The organism is Oleiagrimonas sp. (assembly GCF_027858935.1).
GTDB lineage: Bacteria > Pseudomonadota > Gammaproteobacteria > Xanthomonadales > Rhodanobacteraceae > Oleiagrimonas.
This window is the reverse complement of the sequence record NZ_JAQIBU010000046.1, coordinates 23,218-41,458: the sequence shown is the minus strand read 5'-3', so window position 1 is coordinate 41,458 and position 18,241 is coordinate 23,218. Positions and strand designations below refer to the sequence as shown.

Sequence of the window (18,241 nt, the reverse complement as noted above, 5' to 3'; positions counted from 1 at the left end):
TGGCCATCATCATCCAGTTGGGTACCGGCATGGAACACTTTCACGTCGTTGCCGAAATCCTGGTCATGACCCTGGATTGGCAATCCGCTTCGGACCTTGCCCGGATAGCCGCCCGAGGCCAGCACCACTGCGATCGCAGGGCGCGGGTCCCACTTCATGTCCACCCGTTCCAGCTTGCCATCCAGCGCGGCCTCGACCAGATCGACCATATCCGACTGCAGGCGCAGCATGATCGGCTGCGTCTCCGGATCCCCGAAGCGCACGTTGAACTCGACCACCTTCGGCGCACCGTCGCGATCGATCATCAGGCCGGCATACAGGAAACCGATGAACGGCGCGCCTTCGGCGGCCATGCCGCGCAGAGTCGGCTCGATGACCTGTTCCTGGATGCGCCGCTCGACCTCGGCGGTGACCACTGGCGCCGGGGAATAGGCGCCCATGCCGCCGGTATTGGGTCCCAGGTCACCCTCGTCTCGGCGCTTGTGATCCTGGCTGGATGCCATCGGCAGGAAACCATGGCCGTCGCTGACGACGATGTAGCTGGCCTCCTCGCCTTCCAGGAACTCCTCGATCACCACCCGCGCGGAAGCCTGGCCGAAAGCCTTGCCGCCAAGCATGTCGTGCAACGCTTGTTCGGCGTCGGCCAGCGTCAGCGCGACCACCACGCCCTTGCCGGCGGCCAGGCCATCGGCCTTGATCACGATCGGAATCTTCTGCTTGCGCACGAAGGTCAGGGCGCGATCCAGCTCCGTGAACACGGCATAGCCCGCCGTGGGGATATTGTGACGCTGCAGGAAGTCCTTGCTGAAGGCTTTGGAGCCCTCCAGCTGCGCGGCAATCGCACGCGGGCCGAAGCAGCGCAGGCCGGCAGCCCGGAAACGGTCGACCACCCCGGCCACCAGCGGTGCCTCGGGTCCGACCACGGTCAGATCCACGGCCTGGTCACGGGCCAGCTGCAGCAGCGCGCCGATATCGTTGACGTCCACGGCCACGTTGCGCAGTCCCGGCTCGAGAGCCGTTCCGGCATTGCCAGGCGCGACCATCACCTCGCTGACGCGCTTGGACTGCTTGAGCTTCCAGGCCAGCGCATGCTCGCGCCCACCGCCGCCGATGACCAGGACTTTCATGGGTGTACTCCAATGCTGTCAGGTACAGGCGCCATCAGATGACGCCCGGACACGCGACCGAAGGTCGCGCGCCCTGCCGAAGCTTGAGAGCATAACGAAAACCCCGGCGCGTCGGGAGCACTGCCTCAGTGCCGGAGCGCGTCCAGCAGGGTGCCACGCGGCAACTTCCCGGCCGCATTGCGTGGCAACACGCTCACCTTGCGCAAGGGCCGGGGCAGGAACGCGGGGTCGAGCATCTGGCGCAACTGTGCCATGACCTCGGCCTCACTCAAGCGTGGCGCCACGAACAGGGCGGCGATCCGGCGCACCTGCATGGCGTCGGTGGCATCGAGCTGGAACATCACACCGTCCTCGACACCCTCGATACTGCAAAGACGCTGGTTGAGGTCACCGAGTGAAGCCCGCTTGCCGGCAATCTCCAGCAGATCCGTGTTGCGGCCGCGCAGGAAAAAATGCGTGTCGTCGGACAGTTCGACCACGTCAGCCAGGGTCACCGGCCCATCCAGCTGCGGTGCATCCACGCGTGTGCCATCCGGTTGCGGATGCAGGTGCGTGCCCGGATAAAGCGTCCAGGCATCTTCCTGCGCGGTGCGGCGACTGGCAAAGACACAGGTTTCGGTGGACCCGAACACCTCCAGCAGCGGTGCATCGAAACGCGCCTCGGCCGCACGCGCAAGCTCCACCGGCATCGGCGCCGTGGCCGAAACCATGGCCGCCAGCGCGGGCAAGTGCACCGTCTCGGCCATGAGCGCACGCAGATGCACCGGTGTGAGCACCAGCACACGCGGTTGCGGCAACGTGTCCAGTTCGGCGGCAATATCCGCGGCAAAGAAGGGCCGCCCTGCATGCACGCTGGACGTGCCAAGCATGGGCAAAAGCACCGACATTTCCAGACCGTACATGTGCTGTGGCGGCACCGTGGCCAGGATATGGAACGGCTGCCCCAGCACACGCTCGAGGCAGCGTTGGTTGCCGGCATTGCTGACATGCAGGGAACCCCAGGTCTTGTGGTTGGCCTGCGGCTTGCCGGTCGATCCGGAGGTATAGCCGATCACCGCGATCTGTCCGGCAGGGATGTCCGGTATTTCAAACAGGGCATCGATGGCGGCATGCAGGGCCGGCATGCGGATCATGCCCTCGATCGGCCGCGACACCTCGCCATCAGCCAGCACATGGCAGTCCGGATGCGCGAGCATGATCTCGGCCACGGGCTGCGGTGCACGCGAAGGCGGCAGCAGATTGGCCTGGCCGGCAAGTACGATGGCGCAGAACGCCACCAGGAAGTGGTAACGGTCCTCGCACAGATTGACCACACAGGTTCCCGGAGGAATAAGCCCGTGCACCTGCCGCACATGCGCCAGAAATACATCGGCGCGCACCGGCGCACCTGCGCACCAGGCCACAATGCGCGAACGCTCGCCTGCCTGCAGCAAGGGCAGCTGCGGCAGGGGCGAAATCCCGCCTTTGGCTTCTTCGCTTGTCGACATGTGCTCGCTCCCTCGCCCTATGTCCGGGACTTGCGTTCCATGGTGCTCACCCGATCTGGGTCGAGTCCACCGTTGTTGGCGTTGCTTCGCGAATGATAGCGCCAGTCAGGGCGTCGCGGATCGAAGTGGGCCTATCCAGTCCGCCAACCGGGTCATCCAGGACGAACGCCAGTTCATCACCGAACATGGCGCGTGCCGTGGCCGCGTCACGGGCAGGTGGATGGCCATGGATATTGGCGCTGGTCGAGACGAGCGCGCCGCCGAAAGCGCGGCACAGTTGTGCTGCAGGCAGGTGGGCGGTCATGCGCAAGGCAATCCCGGCATGGGTCCCGGTCACCCAGGGCGGTACCGAAGCCGCGCGCGGCAGGATCCAGGTATGGGGACCGGGCCAGCTTGCCTGGACCCGCTGCAGCGCGTCGGCCGGCAATTTGTCCATGTCGATGTAGGGCACCAGCTGTTCGAAATCGCCTGCGATCAGCAGGACACCCTGCGTAGCCGGGCGCTGCTTGAGCGATAACAGGTGTTCAAATGCGGCGCGGTCGCCGGGATCGCAACCAAGCCCGAAGACAGCTTCGGTAGGATAGGCCACCACCTTGCCGGACTTGAGTGCGGCGGCGGCCTGCTGGATCCCTGGACTGGCAGTGGCTTCGGTCATGGTCGGAAACGGTGAATCTCACTGTCCCGTGGTCGACGCGTCGACCTTGCCTGAAGTCTTGTCCGCCGTCTTTTTGCTGGCTTTCCTGGCTGGCGTCTTCTTGCTTGCAGCCTTCTTGGTGGAGGACTTCCTGGCAGCGGTCTTTTTCGTTGCGGCCTTTTTCGTTGCCGACTTCTTGCTCGCGGTTTTCTTCGCTGGCGCTTTCTTGGTCGCCTTCTTGGCGGCGCCACGACGCTTGCGGAGCGGGGCCGCGGCCAGCAGTTCATTGCACTCGGCTTCGGTCAACGAGGCGGGCTCACGATCCTTGGGAACGCGGGCGTTTTTCTCGCCATCGGTGATGTACGGACCATAGCGGCCGTTGAGCACCTGCACCCCGGTGGAAAACTCCTGAATCACACGGTTGGCCAGCATCTCCAGCTTTTCGCGGATCAACTCCCTGGCGCGCTCGAATGTGACCGCATGCGGATCCTCCTCCTTGGGCAGCGAGGCGTAGGTCTTGCCCTGCTTGACGAAGGGACCAAAACGGCCGATGCCTGCGCTGACCTCCTCGCCGTCCTCGGACTCGCCCAGTATTCGCGGCAGCTTGAACAGCTCCAGCGCCTCGGCCAGCTCGATGGTATGCATGCTCTGGCCTGGACGCAGGCTGGCGAATTGCGGTTTGTCCTCGTCCTCGCGCGTGCCGATCTGCGCGAACGGCCCGTAGCGACCCAAGCGCACCGACACCGGCTTGCCGGTCTTCGGGTCCGTGCCCAGCTCGCGCGCGCCGGTCGCCTGGCCGCGGTCGACGGTCTCGATCTTCTCGTCGACCTGTTGCTTGAACGGCTTCCAGAAATTCTCCAGAAGCGGTACCCAGGCCCGGTCGCCGCGGCTGACGGCGTCCAGGTCATCCTCCAGGCGTGCGGTGAAGTCATAGTCCACGTACTGGGTGAAGTGCTCGGTCAGGAAGTTGCTGACCGTGCGACCGACGTCGGAGGGCTTGAAGCGACGGCTGTCCAGCCAGACGTACTCACGGTTCAGCAGCACCTGGATGATCGAGGCATAGGTGGACGGGCGACCAATGCCGAACTCCTCCAGCGTCTTGACCAGGCTGGCCTCGGAATAACGCGGTGGCGGCTCGGTGAAATGCTGGTCGGCGAGGATGTCGGCCAGCGGCACGCGATCCCCCTTGACCAGATGCGGCAGGCGGCGCTTCTCGTCGTCGTCGGACTTGCTGTCCTGGCCTTCCTCGTACACGGCCAGGAAGCCCGGATCGACCACGGTGGTGCCGGTGGCACGAAAACTGGACTCGCCCACCGGGAATTCCACCGATACGGTGTTCAGTGTGGCGTGGATCATCTGGCAGGCCACGGTACGCTTCCAGATCAGCTCATACAGCTTGCGCTGGTCGTCGGAAAGATACCTGGCCACCTCGGACGGCCGGCGCAAGGCCGAGGTCGGACGGATCGCCTCATGCGCTTCCTGGGCATTCTTGGACTTGCCCTTGTACACCTGCACGGCGTCCGGCAATGCCTTGTCGCCATAATCCTTGCGGATCAGTTCGCGCAACTCGCCGACCGCATCCTCGGAGAGCGCCGTGGCATCGGTACGCATGTAGGTGATCAGGCCGACGTTGCCCTCCTCGCCGATGGCCACGCCCTCGTACAGCCCCTGGGCCACACGCATCGTTCGGCTGGTGGAAAAGCCGATCTTGCGCGCCGCTTCCTGCTGCAGTGTGGAGGTCGTGAACGGCGCGGCCGGACGACGCTTGCGCTCGCGGCTGTTGACTTCGTCCACCGTCAGGATTCCGTCGGCGGCCGTCAACAGCGCCCTGCGCGCGGCATGGGCCGTGACCTCGTCGGTCAGGTCGAACTGCTCGAACTTCTTGCCATCCAGACGCGTGAGCTTGGCGCGGAAACCGACATTCTCATGCGACAGATCGGCTTCGATGGTCCAGTACTCCTTGGGGTCGAAAGCCTCGATTTCCTTCTCGCGCTCGACAATCATGCGCAGTGCCGGGCTTTGCACACGACCGGCGGACAGACCACGCTGCACCTTGCGCCACAGCACAGGAGACAGGTTGAAGCCGACCAGATAGTCCAGCGCACGACGCGCTTGCTGGGCGTCGACTAGGTCGTGCGACAGTCCGCGCGGATGCTCCACCGCTGCCTTGATGGCACGCGGAGTGATTTCACTGAACACCACCCGGTGCATGATCTTGCCCTCGAGCAGGCCCTTCTCGCGAAGGATCTCGCTGATGTGCCAGGAAATGGCCTCGCCCTCGCGATCCAGATCGGTGGCCAGATAGATCGAATCGGCGAGCTTGGCTTCCTTGGAGATCGCATCGACATGCTTCTGGTTGCGCTCGATGACGTCGTACTTCATGGCGAAACCGTGCTCGGTGTCGACTGCGCCCTCCTTCGGGATCAAGTCACGCACATGTCCGTAGGAGGCCAGGACCTTGAAGTCCTTGCCGAGGTACTTGTTGATCGTCTTGGCCTTGGCGGGCGACTCGACGATGAGCAGGTTCTTTGCCATACAGGCACGGTTTCCGTGTCGATTTCAGGGGGCGCGCCGATCTTCGGCGCGCGCATGCATTATTTAGTGGGACCACATGGCGCGCCGACCTGTCAAGCAAAATCGCTCAGGGCGTCCTTCCCGCTGGCTCAATCCAGCCGCTGGTAGCGCCCTCCGGCAACGCCCGCCACCCGGCCCTCCAACTCCAGCATCAGCAGCATCGAGGACAGTTCGGCCGGCTCCAGACCACTGCGTTCATGCAGCTCATCCAGGGTCGCCACATCATGACCAAGCGCATCCAGCAAGCGCCTCGATTGCGGATCTTCCATGATCTGCGATGTCGGGGATGGACTATCCACCCCGGCATCGGCCGCAAGCCGTGCAGCCAGTTCATGCCCCTGGGCACGCGCCAATGGCACCAGGGACTGGAGGATTTCGTCCACGGTTTCCACCAGTCGGGCACCCTCCCGTATCAGGCGATGGCAACCGCGGGCCAGCGGATTGTGGATGGAACCGGGCAGCGCGTAAACCTCGCGCCCGTAGTCGCCTGCCAAACGCGCCGTGATCAGCGAGCCCGATCGCACCCCGGCCTCGACCACAAGGGTCCCCAGTGTCAGGCCGGAAATGATGCGGTTGCGGCGCGGGAAATGCTGTGCCCTGGCTCCGGTTCCGGGTGCGAACTCACTGACCACCAGACCCTGCTCCGCTATGGCGGCTGACAGCACCCGGTTGCGTCGGGGATAGACCCGGTCGGGACCGGTACCCACCACCGCTATGGTGCCGCCGCCCTCGGCAAGGGCCGCCTCGTGTGCGGCTGCATCAATGCCTTCGGCCAGGCCGCTGGTGATGACCACACCTCGCCGCGACAGTGCACGTGCGAAGGCCCCGGCATTGGTGCGTCCGGCCGGGCTTGCACTGCGCGCACCGACCACGGCCAGCTGGGGGCGCAGCAGCAATTGCGTATTGCCGACTGCATACATCGCCGCTGGTGCATGCGGCGCCTGTTCCAGTTGCGGCGGGTAGTCCGCGTCAGTGAAGCACAGCAACCGGTGCCTTGGCTGCGCCAGCCAGTCCAGATCCGAAGCCACGCGTTTGGCGTCCGGGGCACGCAACCATCCGCGTGCGCGATCATCAAGCCCGGGCCATCGACCATGTCGAGCCTGCTCGAGGGCAAGCTCGATGTCGCCGCCGGCATCACGCACCAGCTGGCGCAGGTGCCGAGCGCCCATTCCGGGCGTGCGCAGCAGTGTCAGCCAGGCGCGTTGGCAGAGGGCGTGCTCCATGCTGAAGAGTGTAGGTCCATGCCCCATGCAAAACGGCGCAGCCAAAGCCGCGCCGTTTTGTAGGCGAACACCGACAGGTGGTGTCCGTAACTACTCGGGAAGTTTCAGCTTGTCGCCCATGCGTACCGGACGTATGTCATCCATGATCAGTCCATAACTGACATGGTCAAAGGTGCGGAACACCATGACGTGGCCGACGTATTCGGAGGGCAGCTTCACGTGCTCGCCGAAGCTGCGGCGCATGCTGGAGCTGGCGACGTCATCATGGATGGTCTTCCCCGGCTCATAGATGCTGTAGGTCTGCCCATTGTTGACACCATCGGCACGACCGATCGAGAGCGCCACCACCTCCCGGCGACCTGCAGCATAAAGATCATCGGCGAACGCAACCACGCGGGCGTGCTGGGGCATGCTCTTGGGGGCGTGCGGAAAATAGCTGGCGTCGTATGGATGATCGTTGACCGGAAGTATGCGATCGCCCGTGCGAATCTCGCGCGTGCTGGAGTCGAGCAGCAACGTGGCAGGATCACCGCCGCGCAGCACCTTGGCGTTGCCGATCACCCGAACCTCGGTACCGATGATCTTGCCGAAGCCGGAATGTCCGTTGTGGCGCATGTCCTCGCTCCAGGGTCCATCAACCATGGCCACGTTGCTGTCCAGGGTATCTCCAATCCGCGTGGGAGCATCGCTGTACTGGCGGTAGATATGGCTGGGACGAACAATCGCCACACGGTCACCGGGCTTGGCCTTGAGGCCGCGTACGTAGATGAACTGCCCGGGGATGCCGCGCAGCTGGTTCTCTTCAAAACCGACCACGTACGGGGCTTTGCCCAGAACGCCGCTTTTGACCACACGCAGATCCCTGAGATACATCTGCAGCTGGTGCAGCGGGATTGCACTGATCGGATGACCTTGCTCGCGGATGCGTGGTTTGAGTATGGTCACGTGCTGGCCGTCGTAGGACATGTTCAACACATCGCCCGGATAGATCAGGTGCGGGTTGCGCACCTGCGGGTTGGCCTGCCAGATTTCCGGCCACAGCCAAGGCTTGCGCAGGAAGTGCGCAGAGATGTCCCACAGGGTATCGCCCTTCTTCACCACATAGGTGTCGGGGTGATCGGCCCGCATCTGAGCCCCGGCCGCATAAACCGCAACGGTAAAGAGCAGTCCGGCGAGAAGGACAAGCGTTTTCTTAAACATGACGGGTAATCCCCCGTTCCCCCAAGGTTTTTGCGAGTGTAGCTGATTCGCAAGGTTACGCAAATGCACAATCGGCGCATTCGCAGCGAGCCGCTTCGCACCGTACAATGGGAATGCTAACCACGCAGGCGCTTGGATTTCGCCGATTCGCCCGCAATTTGGCATCAAGATACAGGTTTCATCATGAGCATATTGACAGTACTCGAATTTCCAGACCCGCGCCTTCGCACCAAGGCCAAAACCGTCGCCGTGTTCGATGACACGTTGCGCCAATTGGTCGCGGACATGTACGAGACCATGTATGCCGAGCGCGGCGTGGGCCTGGCCGCCACACAGGTGGATCAGCACCTGCGTCTGTTCGTGATGGATGTTTCCGATGGCAATGACCAGCCGAAGGTCCTGGTCAATCCCCGCATCATCGAAAAGCGTGGCGCGCAGGTCGAGCAGGAAGGTTGCCTGTCCTTCCCCGGCGTGTTCGCCAACGTCGAGCGCGCAAGCTGGGTGAAGGCCCAAGCGCAGGACGCCGACGGCAAGACCTTCGAGATCGAAGCCGAGGGGCTGATGGCGGTTTGCATCCAGCATGAACTGGACCATCTGGACGGCAAGGTGTTTGTCGACCACCTGTCGCCGCTGAAAAGATCCATGCTGCTCAAGCGTATGGAAAAACAGCGGCGCGTGGCCAGCTAGCACCTTGTTTACAGCCTGCACGCGCCTTCCGCCGGCATCGATCTGTTCGCCCGCAACACATGCCGGAGCAGGGACCCCCATGTCGATCCATGACCGAAGTGAGGATGCAGGATGCTGGGCAAACTGACACGGACGGATGGTTTGAACGCCAGCAGGTGCTGCCAGTGACGCGTCGTCTGCGGCTGGTCTTTGCCGGCACCCCCGAGTTTGCCGTGCCCTGCCTTGCGGCCTGCCGCGACTGCGGAGCCGAACTGGTCGCCGTGTACACCCAGCCCGACCGACCGGCTGGTCGGGGTCGCAAGTTGGCCGCCAGCCCGGTCAAGCACGCCGCGCTCGAAGCCGGCGTGGCAGTCGAACAACCCCGCACACTGAAGGATCCCGATGCACAGACCACGCTGGCCGGATACCGCCCCGATCTTTTGGTGGTCGTGGCCTACGGTCTGATTCTGCCGCAGGCGGTACTGGACCTGCCGACCCTGGGCTGCTGGAACGTGCATGCCAGCCTGCTGCCACGCTGGCGTGGCGCGGCTCCGATCCAGCGCGCCATCGTCGCCGGCGACCATGAGACGGGCGTCGACCTGATGCGCATGGAAGCCGGCCTCGATACCGGCCCGGTGCTGATGGAGGAACGCATTGCCATCACCGCTCACGAGACCGGCGGCAGCCTGCATGATCGTCTGTCCGTACTGGGCGCCAAGGTCCTCGCCGAGGGACTGGAGCGGATCCAGCACGGCGAGATCCCGCCCGCGCGTGCGCAGGCTGGGGACAGCGTCACTTATGCACACAAGCTGGACAAGTCCGAAGCCCGGCTGGATTTCACGCGTCCGGCGAGCGAGCTGGAACGCATCGTGCGCGCCTTCGACCCCTGGCCCGTGGCCGATGCGCAGATCGGCGGAGAACGCCTGCGCATCTGGTCGGCACAGGCCCTCGACCGACCACCCGGAGCGCCGCCAGGAAGCGTCCTTGGCGGCGATCGTGAAGGCCTCGCCATCGCCTGCGGCGATGGCGTGCTGCGCCTGCTCTCGGTGCAGCGTCCGGGCGGGCGGCAGATCGCCATCGGCGACTATCTCAACGCGCGCCCCGAACTTCGCGCACCTGCTTGCTGAGCCGACAGGTCATGACCGCCACACCTGCACTCGACACCCGCGCTCTGGCCGCTCGCGCGTTGGCGGATGTGGCCCTGGGTGGCGCCTCATCGCGCGAGATCCTGGGCCGCATGACGCCCTCGCTCGGCGACGCTCGTGACCGCGCCCTGCTCAGCGCCCTGGTGCATGCCGGAGCCCGCTGGTGGCTGCGCTACGACGCGGCGCTGGATCAGCTGATGGACAAGTCCCTGCGGCGCAAGGAACCGGCCGTGCATGCGCTGCTGGTACTCGGTCTGGTGCAGCTGGATGTGCTCGGGTTTCCCGCCTATGCCGCCGTCGCCGCCACCGTGCAGGCGGTACGCGCACTGGGACGACCGCGGCTGGCTGGCCTGGTCAATGCAGTACTGCGCCGCTGGCAGCGCGAAGCTGCGGACCTGCGCGTGCAGCTCGACCACGACCCGGTGGCCCGTTGGGCACAACCAGCCTGGCTGATCGACGCCACCCAGCACGACTGGCCGGATCGATCAGAAGACATTCTGACCGCCGCCAATGGCGAGGCACCGCTGATGCTGCGGGCCAATCGTCGTCACGGCTCCCGCGAGCGCCTGCTCGCAGCACTTTTGGAAGCGGCCATCCCTGCCCATGCGCACCCGGACTTGCCCGATGCCATCGTGCTGGAGGCGAGCACCGATGTGACCCGCTTGCCGGGCTTCGCCGACGGCGCCTTTGCCGTCCAGGACGGATCCGCGCAGCTGTCCGCCATGCTGCTGGACCTGGCGGACGGACAGCGCGTGCTCGACGCCTGCGCCGCACCGGGCGGCAAGGCCTGCCATGCGCTGGAATGCGCCGACATCGCCTTGACTGCGGTGGAGCTGGAAGCGGGTCGCATTCCGCGTATCCACGACAACCTGTCCCGGCTCGGTCTGCAGGCGCGAGTTCTCCAAGCGGACGCCGCCGACACCGCGGCATGGTGGGACGGCTCGCCGTTCGACCGCATCCTGATCGATGCCCCGTGCTCGGCCACCGGCGTATTGCGCCGGCGTCCGGATGTGCGCCTGCATCGACGGGCCACCGACATTGCGGCACTGAATCTGATCCAGCATCGGCTGCTGGAATCCCTGTGGCCACTGCTGGCCCCGGGGGGACGCCTGCTGTATGTCAGTTGCTCGATTCTGCGTGCCGAGAACGAGGCCGTGGTGACACCATTCCTGGACCAGCACGCCGATGCGCTCGCCGTTCCGCTCCGCTTGCCAATGGGCCAGACCGCTGGTCCCGGCTGGCAGGTGCTGCCCGGCGACGCGAACCTGGACGGGATGTTCCACGCCGTCATCGAAAAGTCCGCCTGAGCCGCTCGCGCTATGCTGCGCGGAAGCTTCCGCCTGATGCATACGTGACCCGGCCCATTCCGCTCTCCCGTGCCCGTCCCCTGCTGCTGCGCGATGCGCGGCTCGAGCTCGTGGTGTTGTTGGCTTTCGCACTGCTGCTGCTGGGCATCGGCATCGGCCTGCGTGACCCGTGGCCGTCGGATGAGCCCCGCTTCGCCCTGGTCGCGCACTGGATGGTCGCGCACGGCCAGTGGCTGTTCCCGCACCGCGGCCACGAGCTGTATCCGGACAAACCGCCACTGTTCATGGCGCTGCAGGGCCTGTTCTACCTGATCACGCGCAGTTGGCGGGTGGCCTTCCTGCTGCCCTCGCTGTTGTCGGGACTGATGGTGCTGGCGCTGGTACACGACCTCGGTCGCCGTCTGTGGAGCCACCGTGCCGGCTTGCTCGCGGCCCTGCTGCTGCTGCTGACGATCCACTTCACCTACCAGTTCCGCGACGCACAGATCGACCCGTTGCTGGTGGGCTGGGTGACGCTGGCCAACTACGGCCTGCTGCGCCATCTGCTGCTGGGGCCGGACTGGCGCTGGTTCGCCATCGGCTGCCTGTTTGCCGGCGTCGGCGTGGCGACCAAGGGCGTGGGCGTACTGGCGCTGCTGATGCTGTTGCCCTACCTGGCCGTGCGCCGTCGCGGATGGCGGCACCTCCCGGCGATTGCCGGCGGCTGGCGCTGGGCATTGGGACCGCTGTTCTTCCTGTTGCCGATCGCGGCCTGGCTGGTGCCGATGCTGCTGATCGCACATGCCGACGGCGACCCACAGCACGCCGCCTACGTGCAGAACATCCTGTTCGGCCAGACCGTGCACCGCTATGCCACGCCCACCGGGCATCTGCAGCCTCCGTGGTACTTCCTCGGCATCATCGCCAGCGACTGGTTGCCGCTGTCGCTGCTGTTGCCGTGGGCGCTGCCGGCCTGGTGGCGACGTCTGCGACGGCGCGATGCGCGTTACCTCCTGCCGCTGGCCTGGTGGCTGCTGGTGGTGGTGTTCTTCTCCATCAGTCCGGGCAAGCGTGACGTGTACATCCTGCCGGCGCTGCCGATGGTGGCGCTGGCGCTGGGGCCGCTGCTGGCGGGGCTGCGACGCAAGGCCGGTCCGCGCCGCGCCTTCTTTGCCCTGACCGCGGGACTGGGCGGACTGATCACGCTGCTGTCCGTGCTCGCGATCTGGAGTCACCCGCGATGGACGGCGCATCTGGAACAGCATCTGGATCCGCACCTGTGGGATCTGCTGCTGGTGATCGGGCTGTGCGGCCTGGCCGCGGCGGCGGTCTTCGGCATTCGTCGTGCCGGACTCGGCTGGCTGGTCTTCGCGAGCGCCATCTGGAGCCTGTACGGCTTGTGGGGCTACCCCATGCTCAACGGCGAGCGCTCGGGGCTGGATGTGATGCAGCGTGCGCGGAGCATGGCCGGACCGGACACGACCCTGGGCCTGGTGGCATGGAAGGAACAGAACCTGCTGATGGCGCAGGGCCCCGTGACCGAGTTCGGTTTTCTCAAGCCATGGCCACAACAGTTGCTCGAGGCCGCGCAGTGGGTGCGTGCCGACCCGGTCCACCGCCGGCTGTTCATCCTCGGCCAGGCCATGGGCGCCTGCGTGGACCGCCATCGTGCAAGCGAAGTGGGCCACGCCAATCGCCGCGACTGGTGGCTGGTTCCGGCACGCGCGTTGAAGCCCGGCTGCGTGAAGAACAAGGGCCCATCCGGCAGCTGATCGCTACACCGCTCCGATGTCGGTGCGCAGGTCCTGCGGCGGCACGGTGAATTCGGCCAGATGGGTGTCGATGCCCAGTTCGCAGCGGCTCAGGCCCTGAGTCACGGTGGCGTCTAGAATGTCGTCATTGACGTCGCGGCCGCGGTACTTGCGACTGCGATGCCACAAGTGGGTGGCCATGCCGGCGAAACGCAGGTCGCGGCGCAGCAATCCGTGGTTGAAAGCGCGCACGGCCAGCTCGGCGTCCTCGCGGCCCCAGCCGATCATGGCCTCGTTGAAACCGTTGATGGCGATCAGGTCCTCGCGCCAGAAGCCCATGTTGCAGCTCTTGATGCCGCGCCGACTGACTTTCGGCCGCGCCACCAGATGCGCCAGCCAACCGGCACGCAAGGCGTGCCGGCGTCGTTCCAGTCCGCGGCTGAAGAAGTGCGGCCGGAACCTGTTCCGGGCCAGCATGCGCCGGCTCGCAGCCTCGTTGGGCAACATGCGCGAGCCTTGCACAAAGCAGCCGCGCTGCGCGAAAGCGTGGTGGTCGGCGACAAAGCGCCGGTCCGGGACCATATCGCCGTCCATGAGCACGATGTAGTCCCCCTGCGCAGCGGCGATACCGCGGTTGCGCGCTCGACTCATGCGCGCACCGTCGTCGGCTTGCCACAGGTGCACCAGGCGGGTCGGGAAATCGCTTGCGATCCCGACCACCAGCTCGCGCGTGGCTGGCCCGGAGCCGTCATCGGTGATGATCACCTCGTACGGCAATTCGCATTGGCGCGCCAAACCGTCCAGTACCGCGGCCAGAGCCTCGGGCCAGTTGTAGGTGATGACAACGACGCTGATACGCAACCCGCGCTCCTTTGCCTATGAACTCGAAAGGTCACGGTATTCCCTGGGAGCCTTGCTGCGGTGTTTCCACGCCGGCCACAGGATCGCGACAGCGCGTTCCAGATTCTTCCACCAGTTGCCGCGCCGCATGCGCACCAGCATCGCGTAACGCTTGGCCTCGCGCCAGGTCGCCTCGGGTTTGGTCTTGAACTCGTGCTTGGTGCTTTCCAGGCAGTTGTCGTTCAACCCGATGCTGCGTGCATAGTGCTCGATCAGGCAACGCGAACGAATCCGGTTGTGGTACTCGTTGACGCGGGTGCGCTGCCCCCACCATCCATTTCGACCATGGATGCGGTAGCGAACGCTCCGGGTGGGCAGGTAGTACTTGCGACCGCCCAGCACGCTGGTGCCGTAGACCAGGCAGTTGTCCGCCGACAGCCGCCAGTTGGCACGGAAGCTTTCCGGCAGGTCCAGCACCCGTCGCGCCCACACCGCGCGCAACGAGATCGCCGAGGTCGGCGCACCGTACCAGTGCACCAGCATGTAGGTGCTGATGGCGGTATAGCCCAGATCCAGCGCACGGTCGGCATAGCCCATCCAGTGGTTTTCGTCGCCGAACAACTGCAGGTCCGAGAACACGAAATCGATGTCCGATCGCGCGTCGTACAACTCGCCGATCCGCGCCAGATACTCCGGACCCCAGGTATCGTCGGCATCCAGGAAACAGATCACGTCACCGGAGCATGCTTCCAGTCCGCGGTGAAAGGCGGTCAGCTGGCCGCCATTTTCGCAGAGCAGCAAGGTCACGCGCGGATCCTCGCCGTAACGCTTGCGCAGCAGCTCGGGGGTACCGTCAGTGGAACCGTCGTCCACCACGATCACCTGCTTGGGCGCGCGCGTCTGCGCCAGTGCGGCGTCAACCGCCGTCTCGATGAAATCGCGGTAGTTGTAACTGGTTACGACGACAGAAAACGTGGCGGGTTCTGTCATGTCCGATCAGCCTTGCAGCAGGTTGCGAAAATAGCGCACGGTTTCACGCAGGCCGTCCTCGAGCCCGACTCTGGGCTCCCAGCCCAGGCGGTTGCGGGCGATGGCGATGTCCGGTTGTCGCTGACGCGGATCGTCCGAGGGCAGCGGCTTGAAGGTGAGCTTCGAGGGTCCGCCTGCGATGGACAGCACTTTCTCGGCCAGCTCAAGCATGGTGAACTCGGTCGGGTTGCCGATGTTGACCGGTCCGGTGAAGCCGGTTTCTGTGTCCATCATGCGCAGCATGGCTTCGACCAGGTCATCGACATAACAGAAGCTGCGCGTCTGGTTGCCGTCGCCGTAGATGGTGATGTCCTCGCCCTTCAACGCCTGAACGATGAAGTTGCTGACCACGCGTCCGTCGTTCGGATGCATGCGCGGGCCGTAGGTGTTGAAGATGCGCACCACCTTGATGTCCAGCTTGTGCTGGCGGTGGTAGTCGAAGAACAGCGTCTCGGCACAGCGCTTGCCCTCGTCGTAGCAGGCGCGGATGCCGATCGGGTTGACCTTGCCCCAGTAGTCTTCGGTCTGCGGGTGCACTTCCGGGTCGCCGTAGACCTCGCTGGTGGACGCCTGCAGGATCCGCGCCTTGACCCGCTTGGCCAGGCCCAACATGTTGATCGCACCGTGCACCGAGGTCTTGGTGGTCTGCACCGGGTCAAACTGGTAATGCACCGGCGAGGCCGGGCAGGCCAGGTTGAAGATGCGGTCGGTCTCCACGTACAGCGGAAAGGTCACGTCATGGCGCATCACCTCGAAATAGTGATGATCCATCAGGTGCGCGATGTTGCGTTTGCTGCCGGTGAAGTAGTTGTCCACGCACAACACGTCATGGCCGTCGGCCAGCAGGCGTTCGCAAAGGTGCGAGCCGAGAAAACCGGCGCCGCCGGTTACCAGGATTCGTTTCATGGCGGTCCGGATGTCCTGAGAGGTGGATGGAGTCGATCACGTCCATATGATAGTCGTGCAATTGGACCACGCGGAACGTCCAGAAGTGCCTGCCTTGCGCCTCGTGTGTGCCACGCGGATACAAGCCGGTTCGACGGACTCCGCGCAAAGGGGCCGGCGGCAGCGCGGGTCAAAGGCTGCCTTGGCCTGAACCCACACACTTCGACTGCACCACTTCGCATATCGGGCCTCCAATACCAAGCTCTTCCGGCCCCTGGCAGGCTGCCTAAACCATGCATGGTGCACTCAGAAGGGAGTCACAAGTTTCACACGGATCATGTCATGAAACGTGTGAACCCCATTGCACGTGACAGCGTCCTCCTGTGAAGCCGCGATCAGCTGCTGTGCCCTGAAAAGCCCAGCACAGTTCGCCTCAACGTCCGCAATGCCGGCACCACTGGTTTTACCGGGCCCGGCGGCCGTGAAGCCGGGCCGATCTCGGCTAGAATGCCCGCATGCCCAAGCTCGCGCTGACCCTGGTCGTGATGACCCACAACGAGGCCGCGAACATCGCCCGCTGCCTGGACAGCGTGCCGTTCGCCGGCGACAAGCTTGTGGTCGACTGCGGCAGCAGTGACGCCACCTGCATGATCGCCCGCGACCACGGCGCTCGCGTGGTGCATCAGGACTGGCTGGGCTTCGGACCGCAGCGCAACTTCGCCACCACCCAGTGTGCGAACAAGTGGATCCTTGCCCTGGATGCCGACGAGTACCTGTCGCCGGAACTGGCCGCCGAGCTGGAGCGGCGCCTGCCCGAAGTGATGGCCTCCGATGCCGCCGTCGGCACGTTGCGCAGGCGCACCTTGTTCATGGGTGCACCGATGCGCTGGTACCGGCCGATGGTCGGCGAACACATGACCCGCCTGTACCACCGCGACCGCGCCCGCTGGCGCGATGTCCGCGTGCACGAGTCGCTGGCCTGGGACGGACGCGAGGTCCAGTTCATGGCCCCCTTCGAGCACCTGCACAACCCGACGCTGGTGCACAAGGGGCTCAAGGTGCTGCGTTATGCCGAACTCAAGGCGCGCGACTGGCGCCAGAAGAAACGCGCGCCACGCATGTGGGACTGTCCGCTGGTGTTTCTCAGCAGTTTCATCAAGGACTATGTCCTGCGTCTGGCCATACTCGACGGGTGGCGTGGTTTCGTGGTCGCGCAGACCGCCGCCTCGTACGCGGTCTACAAGCGCATGCGCTACTACGAGATGTGCGTGAACCCCGACTCGGTGGAGATGGCCGCCGACCTGCTCAAACGTCACGAACTGGATCGCTGATCGCCATGCCACGTCATTACCTTCTATACGGCTCCGAGCGCTATGCCCTGGCCATCCTGCGTCCGCTGCAGGACGCCATTCGCGCGCGCGGCGACCAGGCGGCGTGGTTCTTTGACGGCCCCGGCGGCGAGGATCTGGTCGAAGGCGAGTCCTGGCTGCGCACCACCGAGGAAGTCCGGGCCTGGAAGCCGCGCGCGGTGCTCACGCCGTCCAATGCCGTGCCACATTTCTTTCCCGGCGTGAAGACCGAAGTGTTCCACGGTTTCGATGCCGGCAAGCCCCGGCACATCTATATCCGCGGCTTCTTCGACCTGTACTGCACCACTGGTCCGCGCGACACCGCCTCCTTCTCGGCGATGGCCGACCCGCTGGGCCATTTCAGCGTGGCGCAGACCGGCTGGCCGAAACTGGATCCGTTCGTGGAAGTGTTCCAGCCCGACCACCCGGCACCGCTGCGCGACCCGCCGGTGATCCTGTACCACTCCACCTTCTCGCCATCGTGGAGCGCTGCGGAGAACCTGCACGACGAGGTGAAACGCCTCTCGCGCGACGGCCGCTGGCGCTGGATCGTCACCTTCCATCCGAAGATGAATCCCGAGACCGTGGCCCGCTTCAAGGCGCTGCAGAACGAACACCTGCGCTTTGCCGAGGACGACAACATCCTGGACTTGTTTCCGCAGGTGGACATGATGTGTTCGGATACCTCCTCGGCGCTCAATGAATTCCTGCTCACCGGCAAGCCCGTGGTCACCTACAAGAACCGTCGCCCGGGTCCGCAACTGATCGACATCGACTCCCCGGCGGATTTTGAACCGGCAATCGAACGCGCGCTTTCGCGTCCGCCTGAACTGATGGCCGCCATCCGCGACTACGGCCAGGCCATCCATCCCTATCAGGACGGCCAATCCAGCGAACGCGTGCTGGATGCCGTGGAGGCCTTCATTGCTGCCGGCGGCCGCAACCGCAAACGCAAGCCGATGAACCTGTGGCGCAAGCTCAAGATCAGGCGGCGCATCGGTTACTGGGGTCCGTCCCGCTGACGACGGCATGCGCGGCGCCCTCC

Annotated in this window: 15 protein-coding genes; 6 read left to right on the top strand and 9 right to left on the bottom strand. The window is 64.9% G+C overall.

The window, feature by feature from the left end; all coding sequences use genetic code 11:
* The 6 genes from purD to PF446_RS01780 form a co-directional block, all read right to left on the bottom strand.
* On the bottom strand, positions 1-1,127 hold a 1,127-nt coding region (gene purD, locus PF446_RS01805), incomplete at its 3' end, for a phosphoribosylamine--glycine ligase (protein WP_298069107.1).
* 125 nt (positions 1,128-1,252) lie between these two features.
* Entirely contained in the window at positions 1,253-2,614 is a 1,362-nt protein-coding gene (locus PF446_RS01800) for an AMP-binding protein (protein ID WP_298069105.1), read from the bottom strand.
* A gap of 46 nt (positions 2,615-2,660) precedes the next feature.
* Positions 2,661-3,269, bottom strand: a complete 609-nt coding sequence (locus PF446_RS01795; RefSeq protein WP_298069104.1) for a Sua5/YciO/YrdC/YwlC family protein — start codon at positions 3,267-3,269, stop codon at positions 2,661-2,663.
* An 18-nt stretch (positions 3,270-3,287) separates the two neighbouring features.
* On the bottom strand, positions 3,288-5,783 hold the full coding sequence (locus PF446_RS01790; RefSeq protein ID WP_298069102.1) for a DNA topoisomerase I: 2,496 nt from the start codon (positions 5,781-5,783) through the stop codon (positions 3,288-3,290).
* A 128-nt stretch (positions 5,784-5,911) separates the two neighbouring features.
* Positions 5,912-7,045 (bottom strand): DNA-processing protein DprA, encoded by a 1,134-nt coding sequence (dprA, locus tag PF446_RS01785; protein WP_298069101.1) that lies wholly within the window; start codon positions 7,043-7,045, stop codon positions 5,912-5,914.
* A 90-nt stretch (positions 7,046-7,135) separates the two neighbouring features.
* Positions 7,136-8,245 carry a LysM peptidoglycan-binding domain-containing protein gene (locus tag PF446_RS01780; RefSeq protein ID WP_298069099.1) on the bottom strand — a complete coding sequence of 370 codons (1,110 nt, stop codon included), beginning with the start codon at positions 8,243-8,245 and terminating at the stop codon, positions 7,136-7,138.
* Positions 8,246-8,428: 183 nt separating this feature from the next.
* Here PF446_RS01780 and def point away from each other — a divergent pair, with 183 nt between their 5' ends.
* The 4 genes from def (at position 8,429) to PF446_RS01760 (ending at position 13,114) form a co-directional block, all read left to right on the top strand.
* A complete protein-coding gene (gene def, locus PF446_RS01775) occupies positions 8,429-8,932 on the top strand; it encodes a peptide deformylase (RefSeq protein WP_298069097.1) in 504 nt (167 codons plus the stop codon).
* A gap of 164 nt (positions 8,933-9,096) precedes the next feature.
* Positions 9,097-10,038: a methionyl-tRNA formyltransferase gene (fmt, locus tag PF446_RS01770; protein WP_298069095.1), complete on the top strand. Its 942-nt coding sequence runs from the start codon at positions 9,097-9,099 to the stop codon at positions 10,036-10,038.
* Between the two features lie 11 nt (positions 10,039-10,049).
* A complete protein-coding gene (gene rsmB / locus PF446_RS01765; RefSeq protein WP_298069094.1) occupies positions 10,050-11,363 on the top strand; it encodes a 16S rRNA (cytosine(967)-C(5))-methyltransferase RsmB in 1,314 nt (437 codons plus the stop codon).
* Positions 11,364-11,407: 44 nt separating this feature from the next.
* Positions 11,408-13,114: a glycosyltransferase family 39 protein gene (locus PF446_RS01760; protein WP_298069092.1), complete on the top strand. Its 1,707-nt coding sequence runs from the start codon at positions 11,408-11,410 to the stop codon at positions 13,112-13,114.
* Between the two features lie 3 nt (positions 13,115-13,117).
* Here PF446_RS01760 and PF446_RS01755 read toward each other — a convergent pair whose 3' ends face one another.
* The 3 genes from PF446_RS01755 to PF446_RS01745 are packed head-to-tail and all read right to left on the bottom strand — an operon-like array spanning position 13,118 to position 15,868.
* Positions 13,118-13,954, bottom strand: coding sequence for a glycosyltransferase family 2 protein (locus tag PF446_RS01755; protein WP_298069090.1), 837 nt, complete (start codon positions 13,952-13,954; stop codon positions 13,118-13,120).
* A gap of 15 nt (positions 13,955-13,969) precedes the next feature.
* The gene (locus PF446_RS01750) at positions 13,970-14,923 is read right to left on the bottom strand and encodes a glycosyltransferase family 2 protein (RefSeq protein WP_298069088.1); all 954 of its coding nucleotides are present in this window, start codon (positions 14,921-14,923) and stop codon (positions 13,970-13,972) included.
* A gap of 6 nt (positions 14,924-14,929) precedes the next feature.
* The gene (locus PF446_RS01745) at positions 14,930-15,868 is read right to left on the bottom strand and encodes a UDP-glucuronic acid decarboxylase family protein (RefSeq protein ID WP_298069086.1); all 939 of its coding nucleotides are present in this window, start codon (positions 15,866-15,868) and stop codon (positions 14,930-14,932) included.
* A 494-nt stretch (positions 15,869-16,362) separates the two neighbouring features.
* On the opposite strand from PF446_RS01745, the gene PF446_RS01740 reads away from it, so the two are divergent.
* A complete protein-coding gene (locus PF446_RS01740; protein WP_298069084.1) occupies positions 16,363-17,178 on the top strand; it encodes a glycosyltransferase family 2 protein in 816 nt (271 codons plus the stop codon).
* A gap of 5 nt (positions 17,179-17,183) precedes the next feature.
* Positions 17,184-18,218, top strand: coding sequence for a CDP-glycerol glycerophosphotransferase family protein (locus PF446_RS01735; protein ID WP_298069082.1), 1,035 nt, complete (start codon positions 17,184-17,186; stop codon positions 18,216-18,218).
* The last annotated feature ends 23 nt before the right edge of the window (positions 18,219-18,241 follow it).

Bases quoted from the DNA above. Each gene is read 5' to 3' on its own strand.
- dprA (WP_298069101.1), bottom strand. From the start codon at position 7,045: ATGGAGCACGCCCTCTGCCAACGCGCCTGGCTGACACTGCTGCGCACG.
- PF446_RS01780 (WP_298069099.1), bottom strand. From the start codon at position 8,245: ATGTTTAAGAAAACGCTTGTCCTTCTCGCCGGACTGCTCTTTACCGTT.
- PF446_RS01790 (WP_298069102.1), bottom strand. From the start codon at position 5,783: ATGGCAAAGAACCTGCTCATCGTCGAGTCGCCCGCCAAGGCCAAGACG.
- PF446_RS01800 (WP_298069105.1), bottom strand. From the start codon at position 2,614: ATGTCGACAAGCGAAGAAGCCAAAGGCGGGATTTCGCCCCTGCCGCAG.
- PF446_RS01740 (WP_298069084.1), top strand. From the start codon at position 16,363: ATGCCCAAGCTCGCGCTGACCCTGGTCGTGATGACCCACAACGAGGCC.
- def (WP_298069097.1), top strand. From the start codon at position 8,429: ATGAGCATATTGACAGTACTCGAATTTCCAGACCCGCGCCTTCGCACC.
- PF446_RS01750 (WP_298069088.1), bottom strand. From the start codon at position 14,923: ATGACAGAACCCGCCACGTTTTCTGTCGTCGTAACCAGTTACAACTAC.
- PF446_RS01745 (WP_298069086.1), bottom strand. From the start codon at position 15,868: ATGAAACGAATCCTGGTAACCGGCGGCGCCGGTTTTCTCGGCTCGCAC.
- rsmB (WP_298069094.1), top strand. From the start codon at position 10,050: ATGACCGCCACACCTGCACTCGACACCCGCGCTCTGGCCGCTCGCGCG.
- PF446_RS01735 (WP_298069082.1), top strand. From the start codon at position 17,184: ATGCCACGTCATTACCTTCTATACGGCTCCGAGCGCTATGCCCTGGCC.
- PF446_RS01795 (WP_298069104.1), bottom strand. From the start codon at position 3,269: ATGACCGAAGCCACTGCCAGTCCAGGGATCCAGCAGGCCGCCGCCGCA.